Genomic DNA, 15,391 nt, shown 5'->3' on the forward strand with positions numbered 1-15,391 from the left:
ACAAATAGATTGCAACGGAATGGTCAATAAATTGTTAGTTTACTACTTTTTTTCATAGACATTATTTATTGCTTTTACATCGGCCATTAAACCACTCGGGTCAAGTGTTATTTTTTTAATACTCACTTTGTTTTTCGGAATTGAAAATTCGTAATTAGAGGCAGCCCATGTCCAATCGTTCAATACCGTTCTTTTGATCTCTGGAGTTGGGTTTTCTTTTTCGAAATACATCATTCGCAACGGAATATAAAAACTTTCTTTGCTTCCGTCTGTATACTCAACTAAAACATCTATTGGCATTGGCATTCTTCCGATACGCTCTAATTGTACTAGGGTTGTGTAGTTTTGCTCTGTAACCGCTGTAATGCCATAATCGATGGTATTTGTAGTTTGTGTCCAGTCAGTCAAATACCAGTCTAATTCGGCTCCAGAAACACGCTCAGCGGTTCTCATGATGTCGTTTGGTGTAGGATGTTTAAATTTAAAATCTTGGTAATACTTTCTTAACGTTTTATCTAATTTTTTTTGTCCAATTAGATAGCTAAGTTGTGACAAAAAAATACTTCCCTTTATATATGACGCAATACTGTAGGAACGGTTTTCATCATAACGATCCCCATGCGTTGTTAGTGGTTGTTCTTTGCCTGAATTAACCAGATAGAAATAAGTTCTATAATTTCCTTCAAAAGGATTAACTACTTTTTTTGGCCCCAGTTCATTAATGACCCAGTCTTCAATATAAGTCGTGAACCCTTCGTCCATCCAAGGATGTTTGGATTCGTTGGATGCTAAAACATGTTGAAACCAAGAATGTCCCAATTCGTGGGTAGCGGTACCATAGATTCCTTCAACAGTTCCATTGCCCAACATCAAGGTACACATAGCATATTCCATTCCACCATCACCACCTTGAATAAAGGAATATTGTTTGTATGGGTAAGGTCCAACCTTTTGATTGTATAAGTCCATGACTTTAACCATCATAGGCTCTACTTTTTTCCATTTTTCAACTGTACTAGATTCATTTTTGTACAAAAAGTGCAAATCTACATCATTAGGTCCTTTTACAATATCATGTGCGTAATTGGGATCGGCTGCCCATGTGAAGTCATGTACCATTGGCGCAATAAAATGCCATGTTAAGGTTTTAGTTTTTCTAGGATAAGTAACTTGTGTGTCTTTGTCTTGGTAACCATGTCCTATTTCGTTTGGGTTTTGTAAATAACCAGATCCGCCAATTGTATAAGCTTTGTCTATAGTGATGTTTACATCAAAATCACCCCAAACTCCGTGAAACTCTCTAGCGATATACGGATCTGCATGCCAACCTTCAAAATCAAATTCGGCTATTTTTGGGTACCATTGTGACATTGATAGTGCTATTCCTTCGGAATTATTGCGTCCAGAACGGCGAATTTGTAATGGTACTTGTCCGTTAAAATCAAGTGTAAAAGTAGTTTGAGAGTGGGGTAGAATTGGCTTTGCCAAAAACACTTCCAAAATAGTTCCAGTTACTTTGGTTCTCGCAATACTTCCATCTTGTTTAAAGTTTGAAATGTTGAGATAGCCAATTTCATTTGTTTTTAAATTTTTGATACGGTTTTCTTTACCATTCTTTGCCTTCCCAGTCATACGGGCATCTGGATCTTTGATGGTGTGCAAACGTTCATCCATCTCACTCCCAGGTTGAAAAGCATTGTTGAATAAATGATAATATACCTTTTTCAATGTATCTGCCGAGTTGTTGGTGTACACCAATTGTTGGTCTCCTTGGTATTGATAATTTTCAACATCCATAGAAACATTCATTTTGTAATCTACTTTTTGTTGCCAATATGAATTGCTTTGGGCATGAGACCCCATAGTCAGTGCTGTAAATGCTAGTAAGAATATTTTTTTTATCATAAGATTTACGTTAAAAAAAGATTAGTTTAAAGTTGATTTTGGTCTTTAAATAATTAAACCATCTAGAAATTAAGATACATTAAGTGATAATGGTCTTAATTTCTTAATGGTTTAAAAAATTTAATTATGATTTAAATTTGAATTGCTCAAGAATGAGAAGCAATTTATTTATTTTTTTGACATTTTACTTGCCATCAAGAATGCATTATAAGCATTTACCATTTTACCCGAAACAGATAAGTCTGCAAAAGGGCGAACATCGTTTGGATTTCCTCCTACAATAACGTCAGTGGTAATAGCTACACCAGAATCCATCAAAATGTGTTTAACTTGTGGTGCTGTTAATTTTGGAAAATAAGAACGAATCATTGCTGCAACTCCAGCAACATTCGGTGAGGCCATTGAGGTTCCTTGTAAAAAACGATAAGTATTATCTGGAGTAGTTGCGTAAATTTGAACTCCAGGTGCAAAAACATCTACATTAAGTTTTCCAAAGTTAGAAAAACGTGCAACTACTTTATTACCATACTCAAAGTTCAAAGCACCAACTGTTAGTAAATTGTCTGCAATCTCCGTTTTTTTATCTTCAGAGTCATTAGGGAAATTATCAAATACATCAATATCTTTTGCTGAATTTCCAGCTGCGTGAACAATTAAAACATCTTTGCTTGCTGCATATTTGATTGCGTCAAAAACCCATTGTTTATGAGGTGAAAAAGCTTTACCAAAACTTCCGTTGATTACTTTTGCGCCATTGTCCACAGCATAACGAATTGCCAAAGCTATGTCTTTGTCATACTCATCTCCATCTGGCACAGCACGTACTGTCATAATCGCTACGTTGTTGGCTACACCGTCACCTCCTTTATTGTTGTGACGTACTTGAGCAACAATACCTGCAACGTGTGTCCCATGTAGTGTTTCTTTTTTGTCTGGTCCCATTACGTTATTGTTTCCGTATTTGGTATCCGTAATGTCGTTTGGATTGTCACCAACCACTTTTCTATAGTCTTGCTTCAAGTTTTCACCGCTCAAAGTAGCATTGGCTTTTTCTATTTCTCCTTGTAATGTTTCTTTTAAGTTCTTTATTGGCATTCCAAAAGAGAAGAAGCGTTGGATGGTAGTTTTTGCTTTTTCAACTTTCTCATCAGTAGTTGCAATTGCTTTTACTTCATCGATTGTGTAATCTTCTTTTTTTAGAATTGATGCAATAGTAGCATCAGAATCTTTTAATACAGAAGCCATTTCTTCGTATTGCCCTTTTTTCTTTGCAGCATCTGAAATCTCTTTATCATTTTCTGCTTTAGCAGCAAGATAAGTCGTTTCGTCTGCAAGGTTTTTATCTTTGATAATTCTTTCATATTCTAGGTTTTCTTTTACCGTATTTCCTAGAAAGTTCCATCCGTGAATGTCATCAATAAAACCATTGTTATCATCATCAATTCCGTTTCCTGGAATTTCTTTTGCATTAGTCCAAACAACAGCTTGTAAATCTTCGTGTTCAATATCTCCACCAGAATCAATAATTCCAACGATTACTTTTTGTCCCATTTTGCCTTTTAGTAATTCAGCATAGGTTCTGTCAACACTCATTCCTGGAACGGTATCTTTTTGAATATCAAGATGACTCCATCGTTTAAGGTCATTTTCTTTCAAAGCTGATTTTTTGCTCACATTCAATGGAGCCGTTATCGGTGTAAACTTGCTGAAATTAAAAGCTTGTTTTTGGGTGCTACAACTGCTTAGTACTAAAATAGCAAATGCAGAAATATAGAATGGTTTGAAACTATTCATAGTATTGTATTAAAGTTTTAAATAATATTCGAAAGTACAGATTTTTTTTGAACAAAAAGCAGGGTTAACACTATGTTAGTATATTTTATTCAAGAATAAGTTGTTAAATCAATATTTTTCTATGAAATCAAAAAGCAGATGTTGTTTCTTTTTCTTTAGTTTCTTTATTAATAAGTTAGAATTTGTTAACTAAAAACGGTATAATGAATAATAATTATAGGTTAATGGCTTGGCTAATTGAAGTAAAATTAAAAGTGCATCCACTTCAATCAATATTTTAGAGATTTGAAATTTATAATGTCATTAAAGGAGATCTCCAGTTTTCATAACCTCCTTCAAACGAACTCCTTTTTCGGTATGTTGTACGGTGATGATTTCGTTATGTGCATCATGTTCCATAAATAAATAGTAATTACTGGTTGCTGCTTCATCCAGAAATTTAATTTTTTCTGGCATAGTCTGTAGCGGTCGTGTATCATATCCCATTACATACGGAATGGGAATGTGGCCGGCTGTTGGGAGTAAGTCAGCCATGAAACAAATCGTGTTTCCATTGTACTTAATCATCGGAATCATTTGCTTGTCTGTATGACCATCGGCATAGAATATAGAAAAGCTCATTTCGCTGGAAATACCAAAATCACTGTCAGGTCTGGAAATAAAATTTAATTGCCCACTATCTTTCATTGGCAAAATGTTTTCCGACAAGAAGGATGCTTTTTCTCTTGAGTTGGGTTTTGTGGCCCATTCCCAATGGCTTTCATTGGTCCAAAATTTTGCGTTTTTAAAAGCTGTTTCGTAACCTGTTTTGTCTTTGTTCCATTGTACTGCACCTCCAGAATGGTCAAAATGTAGATGTGTCAAAAAAACATCGGTAATGTCATCTCTGTTAAATCCATATTTTGCCAAAGATTTATCCATAGAATGAGACCCCCAAAGGTAATAATAGCCAAAGAATTTTTCCGATTGTTTGTTCCCCATTCCGGTATCGATTAAAATTAGTCGCTTACCATCTTCGATTAATAAACAGCGCGCGGCAATATCGATTAGGTTGTTGGCATCGGCGGGATTGGTTTTGTTCCAAATGGTTTTGGGTACTACGCCAAACATAGCGCCACCATCGAGTTTAAAATTTCCTGTTTCTATTGGGTAGAGTTTCATTTTTTAAGTCAGTTTCATTTATAAGTTTTATTACAATCAATCTTGAGTTGCATTTGTAGTGGCAATTTACTAAAATTCGATAAATAAATTCTATTCCATCATTAGTTATAAAAATGTTATCTGTTGTGCGAAAAGATTTTTATATGCTATCTTTGTGGTTAATTTAGACAAAATCAATATAGCGGTGTAAAAGTTGCTAGTTGGTTCTTAAAAAATAAGCAAATGATAAAAGTTTCAGACGAAGCCAAAAAGAAAATTGTCGACTTAATGAAAGACGATGGTTTTGATGCTGCCAAAGACTATGTGAGAGTAGGCGTGAAGAGTGGTGGCTGTTCCGGTTTGTCATATGATTTAAAATTTGATGACAAAAAAGGAGATGACGATAAGATATTTGTAGATAATGATATCACGATTGCTGTTGAAAAGAAATCATTCTTGTATTTGGCAGGAACGATTTTGGAATTTTCAGGAGGTTTAAACGGAAAAGGATTTGTATTCAATAATCCTAATGCGACAAGAACTTGTGGTTGTGGAGAGTCATTTTCTTTGTAGAACAATCTGTTTTTAATTTTAGAATAAAAAAATAATTTAAGACTAGTGGTGATTTACACCTTTCAAAGTCTTTAAATCTATACAATACAAATGTCAAAATACACCGAAGACGACTTAAAAGTCGAATTAGAAAACAAAGAATACGAGTATGGATTTTATACCGAATTGGAATCGGAAACGTTTCCTATTGGTTTAAATGAAGACATTGTTCGTGCTATTTCGTTAAAAAAGGAAGAGCCACAATGGATGACCGATTGGAGAATCGAAGCATTTAGAGCGTGGGAAGAAATGGTGGAGCCAGAATGGGCAAATGTTCATTATACAAAACCAGATTTTCAAGCGATCTCGTATTATTCGGCACCAAAAACAATTGATCCTAACAAAACACTTGACGATGTAGATCCAGAACTTTTGGAAATGTACAAAAAGTTGGGTATCTCTGTCGATGAGCAAAAAATGATGAATAATGTAGCGATGGATATCGTTGTCGATTCAGTATCGGTTGCAACGACATTCAAGAAAACATTAGGAGAGAAAGGAATTATTTTTATGAGTATTTCTGAGGCTATCAAAGAGCATCCAGAATTGGTTCGTAAATATTTGGGAACTGTCGTGCCGCAAAAAGACAACTTTTATGCTGCCTTGAACTCGGCTGTTTTCTCTGACGGGTCTTTCTGTTATATTCCAAAAGGTGTGAGATGTCCAATGGAACTTTCGACTTACTTTAGAATTAACCAAGCCGGTACAGGTCAATTTGAAAGAACATTACTTGTAGCAGATGCTGGTAGTTATGTGTCTTACCTAGAAGGTTGTACAGCGCCAAGTCGTGATGAAAATCAATTGCACGCAGCAGTTGTTGAATTGATCGCCCTTGATGATGCTGAAATTAAATATTCTACTGTTCAAAACTGGTTTCCTGGAAATAAAGAGGGTAAAGGTGGGGTTTACAATTTTGTAACCAAAAGAGGAATTTGCGAGAAAAACGCAAAAATTTCTTGGACACAAGTAGAAACAGGTTCGGCAGTAACATGGAAATATCCATCGGTTATCTTAAAAGGAGATAATTCAGTTGGAGAATTTTATTCGATCGCTGTAACCAATAATTTCCAACAAGCAGATACAGGAACAAAAATGATGCACTTGGGTAAAAACACTAAGTCTACCATTATTTCGAAAGGTATCTCTGCCGGAAAATCACAAAACAGTTATAGAGGTTTGGTACGTATATCGCCAAATGCAGACAATGCACGTAACTTTTCACAATGTGACTCATTGTTGATGGGTAATAATTGTGGAGCACATACTTTTCCTTATATCGAAAGTAAAAATCCAACAGCCAAAATAGAACACGAAGCAACCACTAGTAAAATTGGTGAAGACCAAGTTTTCTACTGTAACCAACGTGGAATACCGACTGAAAAAGCAATTGCTCTAATCGTAAACGGTTTTAGTAAAGAAGTTTTGAATAAATTACCAATGGAATTTGCTGTAGAGGCACAAAAATTATTGGAGATTTCTTTGGAAGGTTCGGTGGGATAATTTTTGTAAATTTGAATATCATCTTAAATTACAATCAGTATGGAACTCATTTTAAAAAATGTTAAGAAAAAAGATTATCCAGTGTTTAAATCGTTGGCTAAATCGCTTGGTTTTGAAATCGAAGAAAAGATTGACAAACCATATAATCCTGAGTTTGTAAAAGAGATTTTGGAAGCAGCAAAAGAAGTCAGAGACGGCAAAGGAATAAAAATGACTATGGAGGAATTAGATGCTTTATGGAAGTAGTATTTTCTAAAAAAGCCAAAAAGGATTTAGATTTTTGGTCAAAATCAGGGAATAAGACAATCATAAAGAAGATTTCAGAATTGATCAAAGCAATTCAAATTAATCCTTACGAAGGAATTGGGAAACCAGAAGCTTTAAAGTATGGATTAACGGGTTATTGGTCAAGAGGAATCGATAATGAACATAGGATAATTTACGAAATAATAGATGAAAATATCATAGATATATTAAGTATCATTTCATTAAAAGGACATTACGAATAAACAAAATAAACATCATGTTATCAATCAAGAATCTACACGCCTCAATTGGGGATAAAGAAATATTAAAAGGAATCAATCTTGAAGTAAAAGCAGGAGAAGTACACGCAATCATGGGACCAAACGGTGCTGGAAAAAGTACTTTGTCTGCGGTTATTGCAGGAAATGAAAACTACGAAGTTACCGAAGGAAGTGTTTCTTTGGATGGAGAAGATTTGGAAGAATTAGCTCCAGAAGAAAGAGCACACAAAGGAGTGTTTCTATCTTTTCAATATCCAGTAGAGATTCCAGGAGTTTCTGTAACCAACTTTATGAGAGCCGCTATAAACGAAACTCGTAAAGCAAAAGGAGAAGAAGAAATGGCTGCTAGCGATATGTTGAAATTAATTCGTGAGAAATCAGAATTATTGGAGATCGACCGTAAGTTCCTTTCTCGTTCTTTGAACGAAGGATTTTCTGGTGGAGAGAAAAAACGTAATGAGATTTTTCAAATGGCAATGTTAGAGCCAAAATTGGCTATCCTTGATGAAACTGATTCAGGATTGGATATCGATGCATTGCGTATCGTTGCCAACGGTGTAAACAAGCTAAAAAGCGAGAAAAACGCAGTGGTTGTTATCACGCACTACCAAAGATTATTAGAATATATCGTTCCTGATTTCGTTCATGTTTTACTAAACGGAAAAATTGTAAAATCTGGAGATGCATCTCTAGCTTTAGAATTAGAAGAAAGAGGATACGATTGGATTAAAGCTGAGCAAGAAGCTTAAAAAATGTTTCAAGTTTCAAGTTTTCTTTGTTTCAAGTTAGGCTACCTGAAACGTTAAACCTGAAACACTTTAGTTCAAAAGAGTATGGCTACAATTAACAAATTCGAAGATTTAGAAATTTGGCAAGAGGCTAGACGCTTGGCAAAAGAAATTCATGTTATATCTATTGGAACAGGGTTAAAATCAGATTTTAAATTAAAAGAACAAGTTAAGGCTTCTTCTGGTTCAGTAATGGATAATATTGCTGAGGGATTTGAGAGAGATGGAAATCTTGAGTTTAGACAGTTTCTTTCCATAGCCAAAGGTTCTGCAGGAGAGGCTAGATCTCAACTGTATAGAATATACGATTTTGAATATATTGATGAAAACAGATTCGAATTATTAAAGAAAGATTACGAAAATTTGAGTGGTAAAATTAAAAACTTTATAACTTATTTAAATAAAAAGGACTTCAAAGGGAATAAGTTCCAATAGGCAAAACCTGAAACTTTAAACTTTAAACCTGAAACAAAATTTATGGAATTAAAAGAAAAATTAGTATCGTCTTTTATGGCGTTTGAAGAACGTGTTGATGTGCATTCACAACTGCATGACGTGAGAACTTCGGCCATGAAGAACTTTGAAAATAAAGGATTCCCAACCAAAAAAGAGGAAGCTTGGAAATATACCTCACTAAATGCCATCTTAAAAAATGACTTTACGGTTTTTCCAAAGAGTGATGTAGCAGTTGAATTCAAGGAAGTAAAAAAATACTTCTTGCACGAAATGGATACCTATAAATTGGTGTTTATTGATGGTGTTTTTAGCTCAAACTTGTCCTCTACAACCCACGAAGGAATCGATGTTTGTTTGATGTCATCGGCATTAAACAAACCAAAATATAAAGCAATTATAGACACCTACTTCAATCAAATAGCTAGTAAAGATGAGAGTTTAGCCTCTTTGAATACTGCGTTTGCAAATGAAGGTGCTTACATCAATATCCCAAAAAGTAAAGTAGCAGACAAGCCTATCGAAATCATGTATTTCTCAACGGGTAGTGAAGCAGCTTTGATGGTACAACCTCGTAATCTTGTAATTGTGGGCGAAAATGCTCATGTGCAAATTATTGAACGTCACCAGAGTTTAAGCGAAAATCCTGTACTGACCAATTCGGTTACTGAGATTTATGCAGAGAAGCGCGCTATTGTTGATTACTATAAGATTCAGAATGACGCTTCCGAAGCTAATTTGGTAGACAGTACGTATGTTTCACAACAAAAAGAGAGTCATGTATACGTGCATACTTTTTCGTTTGGTGGAAATATTACTCGTAACAACTTGAATTTTTATCACTTTGGTGAAAATTTGACAAGTACATTAAACGGAATCACGATTATTGGTGATAAGCAACATGTTGATCATTATACACTTGTGAATCATGCGCAACCAAATTGCGAAAGTTTTCAAGACTACAAAGGTATTTTCTCTGATCGCTCTACCGGAGTTTTCAACGGAAAAGTATATGTAGAGAGAGAGGCGCAAAAAACAAATGCTTTTCAAAAAAGTAACAACATTTTGTTGAGTGAAAAAGCGACGATCAATGCAAAACCGCAATTGGAAATTTTTGCAGATGATGTGAAATGTTCTCACGGTTGTACCGTTGGACAATTGGATGAAACCGCTTTGTTTTATATGCAACAACGTGGTATTCCACAAAAAGAAGCTAAAGCTTTGTTGATGTATGCTTTTTCGAATGCAGTTATCGAAGGAATCAAAATACCTGAATTGAAACAACGAATTACCAATATCATCGCTAGTAAATTGGGCGTAAAAATTGGATTTGATTTGTAATCAACTCAGTTTATATACAAAACAAAAAACCCGATTGTGTGAGCAATGGGGTTTTGTTGTATTACAAAGGTTGGAATTTTCTAGTTACTAGAAATCTCAGTTTCAAATTCCATATTGTCAATTACTTCTTCTTCAGCAGGAGCTGGTTTAGACGCTTTGGTTGCGTTAAATTTTTCTAATTGCTCCAATGAGTCCTCTTCACCGCTAAAATACGGGAAAACGTCCATAATTGGTGATTCATTGATAGCCGTGATGGCAAATTCACCCATTGTGTTTTGCATCGTGTGCATGGTGTTATCATATGCCTCACGCACATCATTGGCTTGCACTAGAAAATACATATTGGTTTTGCGTTCTTTTCCAGACTCTTCGTCAAAAGCAATCATAGCAATTTTCGACTTAAACCAACGGTCAGAGTTTTCAAAAGGGTGAATCTCGGCATAGTTAGCCACTTTGATGTTGGTGATTTTAAATTCTTCACTTACATACGCTGCCATCTCTTCGTTGATTCTTCTTTCCGCTTCGGTATACGAAAGGGCATCTACCAAATAAGGTTCTGATGTGACTTTTTGACCACCGTTTTCATCTGTTTTTCTATATTTTATCTTGCATTCAAACCACATTGCACTCATCTTGTTCTATTTTTTTAAGGAAAACAAAGATAGATTTTATAGGTTAAATAACTAGAATCTAATTCGAATAGATATTCACAATTTCGAAAAATTGACTTTTAGCCTGCACAAACCTGTACATCATCTTGTTTGAGATTCTGAATTGTCATAAGTATCGTATTTCTTGGAAACATGTAATATGTAACTTAATCTTAGCAACTATTTTTTGTACTTGTTATGGCACAATTGTATCTACCTGAATTATAAAAAGACGTAAAATGATACAAATATTTAAAGAATTAGAAGTAAAAGTGTTTTTTGGAAATTAAGCATAATGTCCTCTGGCAGCGTGCAGTAATATGTTATTTTCGAGGACTTCATAAACAAGTCTGTATTCTTGGTTACTTCTACATGACCAGCATCCTGTTTGGTTGTGTTTCAGAGCTTCAGGTTTTCCTGTTCCTTCAAAAGGATGCTCTATTAGTTCGTTCAATAAAATAAGTAGTTTTTTTAAGACCGCTTTGTTTCCTGATTTTTTATGGAATTCAATATCGCTTTTGGCTTGGTTTGAGAAATCTAAGTGATAACTCATTACAATCCTAAAAAGCTTTGTAAATCTTCTTTTTTGACACGGGTAGACTTACCTTCTTTAAATTCTTGCTTGCTTTTTTCTATTTTTTCTACAAATTCAGGATTATATGGTTGTTCTTTCGAAACTTCAAATTTAATTTTCAAGGCTTTCATAAAAGCTTTAATTGCTTCTATTTGTACTAAATCCTCTGTGTATACAGTAAAGTTTATAGATTGTATAATTTAAAATTTAGGATGTGTTTACTTGACTATTAAATGTTACACAAATTTACAAGATTTACAACTGATGCACAAGTTTAAAAATAGGGGTAGATTTTAATTGACTAAATAGCTAATCCTATAGTAGTTGATTTATTTAGCCCGCACAAACCTGCACATCATCTCGTTTGAAATTCTGAATTGTCATGTTATACTTCTTTTTAAAGATTTTAGACAAATGACTCGAATCAGTGAAGCCCAGTTACTACGTGGATATTCTACTCCATTAACTATATGCATACTAATTATCACTTTAACATTTTTATAATGTGCAAAGTTTCCCCACTATAATTTATCATACCACTATACTTTTTATAGTAAAAAATTAATCTGCTAATTATTTAAAATACAATTACTTAAATAAAAGATGCAATACTATACTTCATGACCGTTCTTGTGAGTTTTAATTACTATACTTACTTTTGCCACTATAAAAATGATAGTATAAAAAAATAATAATAAAATGAATTTACAAGAAACATTAAACTGGAGATACACCACGAAAGAATTTGATACTACCAAAAAAATATCTGAAACAGATATGGCACAGGTTAAAAATTTATTACGAATGAGTCCCTCAAGTGTAAACCTGCAACCTTGGCACTTTATAGTTGCTGAAACAACTGAAGGAAAAGCACGTATGACAAAAGGAACCCAAGGTTTTTTTCATTTTAATGAACCAAAAATAACGAATGCATCAGCAGTTGTATTGTTTTGTTCAAAAACAAGTGAAAGTGCAGATGACGCCTATTTTAATCACCTTTTAGAGGTACAAGATAAAGACGGAAGATTCCCAAATGATGACATAAAGAAAGGAATGCAAGGAGGAATGAACGCTTTTGCTGACATTCATAAATATGATTTAAAGGATTATCAGCATTGGATGGAAAAGCAAGTATACCTTAATATTGGTAACTTTTTGTTAGGAGTTGCCACTTTAGGTATCGATGCAACGCCAATGGAAGGTATTGATATAAAAGCTTTAGATGAAGAATTCGGATTAAGAGCAAAAGGATTCACCTCTTTAGTGGCTGTTTCAATTGGCTACAGAACCGCATCTGATTTTAATTCAACAGAAAAAACACCAAAATCTAGATTACCACAAAGTGAAATTATCACTGTAATATAATTCATAAAAAATACGAAAATGAAAGCAATTGGATATAAAGAAATTTTACCTGTAGATAATGTAAAATCACTACAAGACGTAACCATAGAAACGCCTAAAGCAACTGGAAGAGATATTCTTGTCGAAATCAAAGCCATCTCCGTAAATCCTGCTGATTATAAAGTACGTGCCAATATGCCTGCTGATGGCGACAACTGGAAAATCATTGGTTGGGATGCTACCGGAATCGTGAAAGAAGTGGGTGAAAACGTGACTTTGTTCCAAGTTGGAGACGAAGTAATGTACGCAGGTGATATCACACGCCAAGGAAGTTATGCCGAATATCAAGTGGTAGACGAGCGCATTGTGGGTAAAAAACCTTCAAGTTTATCGTATGCAGAAGCTGCTGCTTTGCCATTGACCTCTCTTACCGCTTACGAAATGTTGTTTGACAGATTAGAAGTGGCTAAGGATGACTCTAACAAATCAATTTTGGTTATTGGTGCTGCTGGTGGTGTGGGATCAATTTTGGTGCAATTGGCTAAGAAATTGACTAAACTAAAAATTGTCGGAACCGCTTCACGCGAAGAAACTACCAATTGGCTAAAAGAACTAGGTGCCGATACGGTTATCAATCACAGCAATAAATTGAGCGAAGAATTCGAAAAATACAAGCTTGCCGCTCCAGATTATATTGTAAGCTTAAATGCTACCGAACAACATGCTGAAGAAATTGTAAAAGTGATCAAACCACAAGGGAAATTCGGTTTTATTGATGATCCAAAATCATTCAACATCATGCCTTTCAAAGCAAAATCGGTTTCTACGCACTGGGAATTTATGTTTACGCGTTCGATGTTTCAAACAGAAGACATGATTGGTCAACACAATATCTTGAACGAAGTAGCCATTTTGATTGACAACGGAACTATTAAAACAACCTTAGGTGAGAATTTCGGAACGATCAACGCCGAAAACTTGCGTAAAGTGCATGCCTTCTTGGAGACAGGAAAAGCAAAAGGTAAAATTGTTCTAGAAGGTTTTAACAACTAATACAAAATAATGAAATTAAAAATAGCAATCGCAACTGCGGTTTTGATCAGCGCATGTAGCGTTCAAAACACAGCGGCACAAGTAAACACCATAGATTCTGTAGCAACTTCAAAAGTGCAGCACTTCAATTTTGACAAAATGAAGTCAGAAACTATTGGTGACGGAATTCAGCGCAAGTGGTTTCATGGAGAAAAGGGACAAATGACGCTTTTTAATCTCGAAAAAGGAGCTCATATTGCGTGGCACAAACACCCAAACGAGCAAATTACCTACATTATGTCGGGTAAGGTCAAAATTAAAACGATCATCGATGGCAAAGAACAATTTGTAGAAGTTGGTGCTGGGGAAGTAATTGTTTTCCCCGAAAATGTACCGCATGAATTCTGGGCTTTGGAGCAAACCGTGGATCTAGATGTGCATGTACCTGTGCGCGAAGATTGGCTTTCAAAAGAAGTTCCAGATTACTTAAACAAAGCAAAAGCTGATAAATAGCGATAAAAATGCAGCAGATGGATTGGCTTTGCTATCCAAATTTAACTGAGAAGAGAACGTTAAATTACACAGTAAAGCCATCTGAAAGCTGTAATTTTGCTACAATAAAAATAAACAAATCATGAGCAAAATAACTGTTGTGGCTAAAATTGTAGCCAAAGAAGAAAATAGAGAATTGGTTAAAACCGAATTACTAAAACTAGTGGCCAGTAGTGTTCAAGAAGCGGGTTGTATCAACTACAACTGCCTTCAAGACAATGACGACGCCAATACATTTACAATGTATGAGAACTGGAAAGATGCAGAGGCACTTACTTTACATGCTGCAACGCCTCATTATGTAGCGTTCCAAACGGCGGCAAAAGATGCTATTGCCGAATTTGCAGTCAACAAAATGACAATGCTTGCATAACTAATACACCATTTAATTTGAAAATTGAGCTTTTGCGACCAATGTGAATACATGGTCCAAAAGCTCTTTTTTTTTGGTTATAATTTGATGATAGTAGTTTTTTTTTGGAGCTATTTCCAGCTATCCGTTACAATCTTTTGGCAAGGCTGAAAAACGCCTTCCCAAAAGGATTTTCACTTCTATCTGGGCTAGGGGTTTTGGGAGTGCAAGGATTTTTTTTTAACATAATTTCGTTTTGCTCGAATATAGGTAAATGCTTTCATTGTTTTATCTTACATTAGCGTAATGAAAATAGTATGACGTTTGTCACACATATTTACCAGAAATTGGGTGGCTTTGTAATGTGTTGTGATACAAATAAATGAGTTGTGCATAATACAGAAAATCGTACTAATAATCAATATTTGAACTAAAACATTCAACCCTAAAACAGCAAATTCATTTTTTTTTAACGCTAATTCCTATACAAAATAACAAAAAAACTTTTTCGTTCACTATTGCCACACGAAATAATATATTATTATTCAATATATTTTTATATTGCAAAAAGATAATTTAATGTATCTTTGTGTCTTACAGTACAAAATGTAAAAGAGATAGAATCAATGAATAGAATAAAAAAGATTTTAAAAGAACAAGGTCGAACACAAACTTGGCTCGCTGAAAAAATCGGAAAAAGCTATGTGATAGTTACAAACTATTGTAATAACAACTCGCAACCTAGTATTCAAGTATTGACCGAGATTTCTCAAATTTTGGACGTTGACATAAGAGAACTATTGGTATCAACAAAAGACAATTAGTAA

Annotated in this window: 19 protein-coding genes; 12 read left to right on the forward strand and 7 right to left on the reverse strand. The window is 34.6% G+C overall.

Annotated features, from left to right (window positions below; genetic code table 11):
- Nucleotides 1-42: 42 nt before the first annotated feature.
- The 3 genes from M2326_RS01535 to M2326_RS01545 form a co-directional block, all read right to left on the reverse strand.
- Nucleotides 43-1,902: a M1 family metallopeptidase gene (locus M2326_RS01535; protein ID WP_264617849.1), complete on the reverse strand. Its 1,860-nt coding sequence runs from the start codon at nt 1,900-1,902 to the stop codon at nt 43-45.
- A 171-nt stretch (nt 1,903-2,073) separates the two neighbouring features.
- Entirely contained in the window at nt 2,074-3,699 is a 1,626-nt protein-coding gene (locus M2326_RS01540; protein WP_264617794.1) for a S8 family peptidase, read from the reverse strand.
- Nucleotides 3,700-4,002: 303 nt separating this feature from the next.
- Entirely contained in the window at nt 4,003-4,860 is an 858-nt protein-coding gene (locus M2326_RS01545) for an MBL fold metallo-hydrolase (RefSeq protein ID WP_264617795.1), read from the reverse strand.
- Between the two features lie 222 nt (nt 4,861-5,082).
- Here M2326_RS01545 and M2326_RS01550 point away from each other — a divergent pair, with 222 nt between their 5' ends.
- The 7 genes from M2326_RS01550 to sufD all read left to right on the forward strand — a co-directional run bounded on the left by M2326_RS01550 (nt 5,083) and on the right by sufD (nt 10,060).
- Complete coding sequence (locus M2326_RS01550) at nt 5,083-5,412, forward strand: HesB/IscA family protein (RefSeq protein WP_108739754.1); 330 nt, start codon at nt 5,083-5,085, stop codon at nt 5,410-5,412.
- 90 nt (nt 5,413-5,502) lie between these two features.
- Entirely contained in the window at nt 5,503-6,951 is a 1,449-nt protein-coding gene (gene sufB / locus M2326_RS01555) for a Fe-S cluster assembly protein SufB (RefSeq protein ID WP_108739753.1), read from the forward strand.
- 39 nt (nt 6,952-6,990) lie between these two features.
- Nucleotides 6,991-7,197: a DUF2683 family protein gene (locus M2326_RS01560; protein ID WP_264617796.1), complete on the forward strand. Its 207-nt coding sequence runs from the start codon at nt 6,991-6,993 to the stop codon at nt 7,195-7,197.
- A complete protein-coding gene (locus tag M2326_RS01565; protein WP_264617797.1) occupies nt 7,188-7,460 on the forward strand; it encodes a Txe/YoeB family addiction module toxin in 273 nt (90 codons plus the stop codon). The genes M2326_RS01560 and M2326_RS01565 overlap by 10 nt, the downstream gene beginning before the upstream one ends.
- 14 nt (nt 7,461-7,474) lie before the next feature.
- Entirely contained in the window at nt 7,475-8,227 is a 753-nt protein-coding gene (gene sufC / locus M2326_RS01570) for a Fe-S cluster assembly ATPase SufC (protein WP_264617798.1), read from the forward strand.
- Nucleotides 8,228-8,311: 84 nt separating this feature from the next.
- Nucleotides 8,312-8,701, forward strand: coding sequence for a four helix bundle protein (locus M2326_RS01575; protein ID WP_264617799.1), 390 nt, complete (start codon nt 8,312-8,314; stop codon nt 8,699-8,701).
- Between the two features lie 42 nt (nt 8,702-8,743).
- Nucleotides 8,744-10,060 (forward strand): Fe-S cluster assembly protein SufD, encoded by a 1,317-nt coding sequence (gene sufD, locus M2326_RS01580; protein ID WP_264617800.1) that lies wholly within the window; start codon nt 8,744-8,746, stop codon nt 10,058-10,060.
- An 80-nt stretch (nt 10,061-10,140) separates the two neighbouring features.
- Here the strand turns inward: sufD and M2326_RS01585 are convergent, their stop codons facing one another.
- The 4 genes from M2326_RS01585 to M2326_RS17570 all read right to left on the reverse strand — a co-directional run bounded on the left by M2326_RS01585 (nt 10,141) and on the right by M2326_RS17570 (nt 11,722).
- Entirely contained in the window at nt 10,141-10,692 is a 552-nt protein-coding gene (locus M2326_RS01585; RefSeq protein WP_264617801.1) for a DUF4494 domain-containing protein, read from the reverse strand.
- 304 nt (nt 10,693-10,996) lie between these two features.
- Complete coding sequence (locus tag M2326_RS01590; RefSeq protein WP_264617802.1) at nt 10,997-11,263, reverse strand: Txe/YoeB family addiction module toxin; 267 nt, start codon at nt 11,261-11,263, stop codon at nt 10,997-10,999.
- Nucleotides 11,263-11,415, reverse strand: a complete 153-nt coding sequence (locus M2326_RS01595) for a DUF2683 family protein (RefSeq protein ID WP_264617803.1) — start codon at nt 11,413-11,415, stop codon at nt 11,263-11,265. The genes M2326_RS01590 and M2326_RS01595 overlap by 1 nt, the downstream gene beginning before the upstream one ends.
- Before the next feature lie 202 nt (nt 11,416-11,617).
- Complete coding sequence (locus tag M2326_RS17570) at nt 11,618-11,722, reverse strand: hypothetical protein (protein WP_413603254.1); 105 nt, start codon at nt 11,720-11,722, stop codon at nt 11,618-11,620.
- Between the two features lie 261 nt (nt 11,723-11,983).
- Here M2326_RS17570 and nfsB point away from each other — a divergent pair, with 261 nt between their 5' ends.
- The 5 genes from nfsB to M2326_RS01620 all read left to right on the forward strand — a co-directional run bounded on the left by nfsB (nt 11,984) and on the right by M2326_RS01620 (nt 15,388).
- On the forward strand, nt 11,984-12,649 hold the full coding sequence (gene nfsB, locus M2326_RS01600; protein ID WP_173854681.1) for an oxygen-insensitive NAD(P)H nitroreductase: 666 nt from the start codon (nt 11,984-11,986) through the stop codon (nt 12,647-12,649).
- 18 nt (nt 12,650-12,667) lie between these two features.
- Complete coding sequence (locus tag M2326_RS01605) at nt 12,668-13,681, forward strand: zinc-binding alcohol dehydrogenase family protein (RefSeq protein WP_264617804.1); 1,014 nt, start codon at nt 12,668-12,670, stop codon at nt 13,679-13,681.
- Nucleotides 13,682-13,690: 9 nt separating this feature from the next.
- Nucleotides 13,691-14,173, forward strand: coding sequence for a cupin domain-containing protein (locus M2326_RS01610; protein ID WP_264617805.1), 483 nt, complete (start codon nt 13,691-13,693; stop codon nt 14,171-14,173).
- Between the two features lie 121 nt (nt 14,174-14,294).
- Nucleotides 14,295-14,585 (forward strand): putative quinol monooxygenase, encoded by a 291-nt coding sequence (locus M2326_RS01615; protein ID WP_108739741.1) that lies wholly within the window; start codon nt 14,295-14,297, stop codon nt 14,583-14,585.
- Between the two features lie 605 nt (nt 14,586-15,190).
- The gene (locus M2326_RS01620) at nt 15,191-15,388 is read left to right on the forward strand and encodes a helix-turn-helix transcriptional regulator (RefSeq protein ID WP_264617806.1); all 198 of its coding nucleotides are present in this window, start codon (nt 15,191-15,193) and stop codon (nt 15,386-15,388) included.
- Nucleotides 15,389-15,391 lie beyond the last annotated feature (3 nt).

Source organism: Flavobacterium psychraerolatum, from assembly GCF_025960985.1.
Classification (GTDB): Bacteria; Bacteroidota; Bacteroidia; order Flavobacteriales; family Flavobacteriaceae; genus Flavobacterium.